Below are 3,990 nucleotides of genomic sequence, written 5' to 3' on the forward strand. Positions count from 1 at the left end.
TCATCTTTATTTAACGATTTTACTAGCTTTTTGATTTTATCTCTTTTTTGACACATTTGCCAAAGTGAGATGCACCCTTGAATTTGATTCAATCCTCAACCAAAATCATTGATGTATCTATAGAAATTGATTTCCCTAGAGATCAAAAAGATGCTAAGTTTATTGCTTGTGCACTCTCTGCTAATGCTGATTTTTTAATTACAGGCGATCGCGATTTTACTGAAGTTCAGAGTTTAGAGAATACGTTAATTATTTCTGTTTCTCTTTTTGCAGAATCGATCGTGAATTAGGCTGTGTTCAAGAAGACCAAATCCCCGTTAAGCGAAGCTATCCCGTTCGCGAAGCGTTCCCGAAGGGTAGGGAATCGCCCAAAACTCCCCCTTTATACTACATATATGCTACACTAACATTGTAGCTCGTGCCCCGCAGGAGGTTTCCTCATGGCAAATGCCAATCTTCCTCAAAATTTCAACTTAATCCTACCCGCAGGAACCCAAATTGTCACCAAAATCGAGGTCAAAAACCCCGCCGGCGACCAATCTTGGAAACCGGGATTAGTAGGCGTCATCGTTCAATCGCCTACGGACAATTCCCACGCATATTTAGTCAAACTCCCAGACGGAACACAAGTTAGTCTGCGGCGGCACGAACTCAGTATCCGCAAGCAGTTTCAGAGCGAAGGATTGCAGTCAGGAGGAGATTTTCTTGCAGAATACAACCTCTATGATTCTGTAATTTACCGCTGCATTCTTGGTTCGAGAGCTTATGGTCTTGATAACGAGCAATCCGATACAGACAGACGCGGGATTTACCTGCCGCAGGCAATCCTTCATTGGTCGCTTTACGGCATCCCAGAACAATTGGAAAACAAGGAAAATCAGGAATGCTATTGGGAACTGCAAAAGTTTCTAGTTTTGGCACTAAAAGCTAATCCAAATGTGCTAGAATGTTTGTACACGCCTTTAGTAGAAACTGTTTCTCCTGTAGCACAAGAATTGCTAGAAATTCGGGAAATATTTCTTTCTCAATTGGTTTATCAAACTTACAATAGCTACGTTTTGTCTCAATTTAAAAAAATGGAGCAAGACCTCCGCAATACCGGGGAAATTCGGTGGAAGCACGCGATGCACTTAATTCGCTTGTTGCTGTCAGGAATTACTGTCCTCAAGGAGGGGTTTGTACCTGTTCGCGTCCAGGATTATCGATCGCAACTTTTATCTATCCGCAACCAAGAAATATCCTGGGATGAGGTGAATCGCTGGCGGTTGAGTTTGCACGGTGAGTTCGATCGCGCTTTTGCTGCAACTTCCTTACCAGAACGTCCTAATTACGAGAAAGCGAACCTGTTTTTGATTGAAGCGCGTAAAGGTGCGATCGGCTAAAAGGGGCGGGTTTACGAGAGCATTAATTTGAGACATATATGGTTGGTAAAACCCGCCCCTACAGGTATTTGCGCTTGTTTAACCGAAATTTAAATTAGCATTGATAAAATGTTGAATAAATGACAGAATACATCTCGAATCTCGCCCAAATTATCTCCGTTCAACCTTATCCGCTGCTGTTTGCGACTGTCAGCGGTTCGCACTTATACGGCTTTCCTTCCGCAGATTCTGACTTCGACTTGCGGGGAGTACACATTTTGCCGCTACCGAAAGTAATTGGACTGATTTCGGGACAAGAAACAATCGAAGTTTCCGAAGTTCGGGAGGGAATGCAACTCGATTTAGTAACTCACGACATCAAGAAATTTTTTGAGTTGCTGTTGAAGCGCAACGGCTACGTGTTGGAACAACTGTATTCGCCGCTGATAGTTTACACTACAAAGGAACACGAGGAATTAAAGGATCTCGCCTCAAACTGCATCACCAAGCACCACAGCCACCACTATCTCGGTTTTGCTAAAACTCAATGGAAATTATTTGAGAAAGAACGCCCGCGTCGGGTTAAGCCGCTGTTGTACGTTTACCGGGTGTTGCTGGCTGGGATTCACTTGATGCAAACGGGGGAAGTGGAGGCGAATTTGGTGAAACTTAATGATAAATTCCAGTTGTCGTATATTCCTGATTTGATCGATCGCAAGCTGGCTGGGGAGGAAAAATCAGTGCTGGAAGATACAGATATTGAATTTTATCAGCAAGAGCGCGATCGGCTAATTAATATATTAGAAGATGCAAGTTTTACAAGTCATTTGCCGTCAAATCCTAATGCAAAGGTTGCTCTTAACGATTTTTTGGTAAAGGTGAGGATGTCATCTGTGAACTAAGCTGTTCCACGTTTAATTAGTCTTTAGTGTAGCAAGCACCCTATATATTAGTCGTTTTGTGCGCCGAAGAGCACAGAACCTCCAGTCCAGTACACATCAGTACCAAAGAAACCGGGTTTTTCATCCTGCTCATATCAAATCCGTTAGCATCGGAATAGTACATTCGAGTTCACTGTTCACGGCGTTAACTGTTCATTGTTCACGGCGTCAACAGTCAACAGTCAACATCATGTATGAATGTTACCGGAAATGATATCAAAGGCCATAATGCAGTATTTTCGTGTCCATTAAACCCGGTTTTAAGTGATTCACCTTAATAGATTTGTGTTGGCTGTTGCGTTAAGGGCAGGTATGTCGGTATTTTGAGGGTCGGTAACTGGTGAGTTTTTTCCTGGTATGTAAAAATTCCAACTTACGCCGCCTACATATGTCTTGATATATGAAATCAAGGCGTGGATAAATATAACGATTGCTACCATTTCTAATGACTCTTCAATCGTCGTTGCTATCACGTAGGATATATCCCCCGGTCCCGCTGTATAAACTATGTATCCCGCTAGCATTTCCACTCCGATGGCTCCTCCAATATAAATAGCGGCTGCTGCAACAAACAATTTTCTCATTGAAACAGGAAGGTGCAACACGAACTTACTGTAGGAAAAAAGAAATATCGCTACTAGAAAACCGATCGGCACAATCCAAGTAAAGTAAAGAAATCCTGTGGCATTTAGCAGGTTTCGCATCGGGTAAACCAGCTTTTCGTGCAATTGACCAATTTCGTCTAAAGATAAAAATAGAAATATGAAGGATAAAATTTTCCAGTGATTCTTATAGCGATCGCTATCCAAATTTTTCGCATAGGCGATCGAACCCAGCAAGAGAGAACTAAACAGCAATGTCAAAAATGAGTAGAAGGTTGGAATGTTCCCCTCGTAATCAACGTTGAATCCATTTGCTAAGAAGTCTCTAGACGGGTAATCCGGCAAGAAGTACATAGTCATCTGACTTAAGAAAGATAGTACAACTAGACAGGCGACCACTCGAAGCAGCAACTGGGTTACAGATCCTGGAGTTAGAGGAATTTGGAATTTCATGTTTTCTTAACCGTTCTCTTAAGCTTTGTTTAAGGGAATCTTATCAAACGAAAAAAAAAATTCGGTCTACCCAAAGACAGAGAAGACTCCTAGTCGTGAAGGGTCTTTTTTTGTAACCGTAAAATTATCTTAAGATTAAGAAATTTAGCAGACCTCGATCGCCCTTAATTTTCTTGTGGCTATATAAAAACCTTTTTGTTTCCTGAGATTTAAATTAGAGATAACCCAAAATGAAGCTGAAATCCTTACTACGGTTGAGTCGATATCTAAATTCGATCTATATCTGCCAAAAAAACTCGGCTTCAGGAAGCCGAGATCCCTCAGTACCGAGGATTTCTGTAATCAAAGGCGACCGCATCTCAATCGAGAGTGACAACTATGAGATGAAATAAGAGGTCGATCGCGATCGAGTGATTCGCCGCCATTTGTTAACCTAGACTCCCCCAGCGAGATCAAAATATCTCCTTGTCAAAGTCCATTAGCTTTGAGTCAATTGCTGATTTCCGAAGTTTTCGCTGCTTTACTTAGGAATGAGAATTAAATAACTTCCACTCTTGAAAGTGGGATGGGCGTCCCCCCCGTCCTTTTTTGACGGGCGGGACGCCCATACCACAATAACAATTAAAATTGTAA

At 42.0% G+C, this 3,990-nt stretch carries 4 protein-coding genes; 3 read left to right on the top strand and 1 reads right to left on the bottom strand.

Annotated elements, in window-relative coordinates; all coding sequences use genetic code 11:
• The first annotated feature begins 77 nt into the window (after positions 1 to 77).
• The 3 genes from QUB26_RS31350 to QUB26_RS31360 all read left to right on the top strand — a co-directional run bounded on the left by QUB26_RS31350 (position 78) and on the right by QUB26_RS31360 (position 2,263).
• Positions 78 to 290: a putative toxin-antitoxin system toxin component, PIN family gene (locus QUB26_RS31350; RefSeq protein WP_333321208.1), complete on the top strand. Its 213-nt coding sequence runs from the start codon at positions 78 to 80 to the stop codon at positions 288 to 290.
• A 150-nt stretch (positions 291 to 440) separates the two neighbouring features.
• The gene (locus tag QUB26_RS31355; RefSeq protein WP_333321210.1) at positions 441 to 1,382 is read left to right on the top strand and encodes a DNA polymerase beta superfamily protein; all 942 of its coding nucleotides are present in this window, start codon (positions 441 to 443) and stop codon (positions 1,380 to 1,382) included.
• Positions 1,383 to 1,501: 119 nt separating this feature from the next.
• A complete protein-coding gene (locus tag QUB26_RS31360; protein WP_333321212.1) occupies positions 1,502 to 2,263 on the top strand; it encodes a nucleotidyltransferase domain-containing protein in 762 nt (253 codons plus the stop codon).
• 308 nt (positions 2,264 to 2,571) lie between these two features.
• Here the strand turns inward: QUB26_RS31360 and QUB26_RS31365 are convergent, their stop codons facing one another.
• Complete coding sequence (locus QUB26_RS31365; protein ID WP_333291502.1) at positions 2,572 to 3,264, bottom strand: hypothetical protein; 693 nt, start codon at positions 3,262 to 3,264, stop codon at positions 2,572 to 2,574.
• Positions 3,265 to 3,990 lie beyond the last annotated feature (726 nt).

The sequence above is a fragment of the Microcoleus sp. B4-C1 genome (assembly GCF_036705285.1).
In the GTDB taxonomy this organism is placed as follows: domain Bacteria; phylum Cyanobacteriota; class Cyanobacteriia; order Cyanobacteriales; family Microcoleaceae; genus Microcoleus.

Coding starts and splice junctions, on each gene's coding strand:
- QUB26_RS31355 (WP_333321210.1), top strand. CDS start 441: ATGGCAAATGCCAATCTTCCTCAAAATTTCAACTTAATCCTACCCGCA.
- QUB26_RS31360 (WP_333321212.1), top strand. CDS start 1,502: ATGACAGAATACATCTCGAATCTCGCCCAAATTATCTCCGTTCAACCT.
- QUB26_RS31365 (WP_333291502.1), bottom strand. CDS start 3,264: ATGACTATGTACTTCTTGCCGGATTACCCGTCTAGAGACTTCTTAGCA.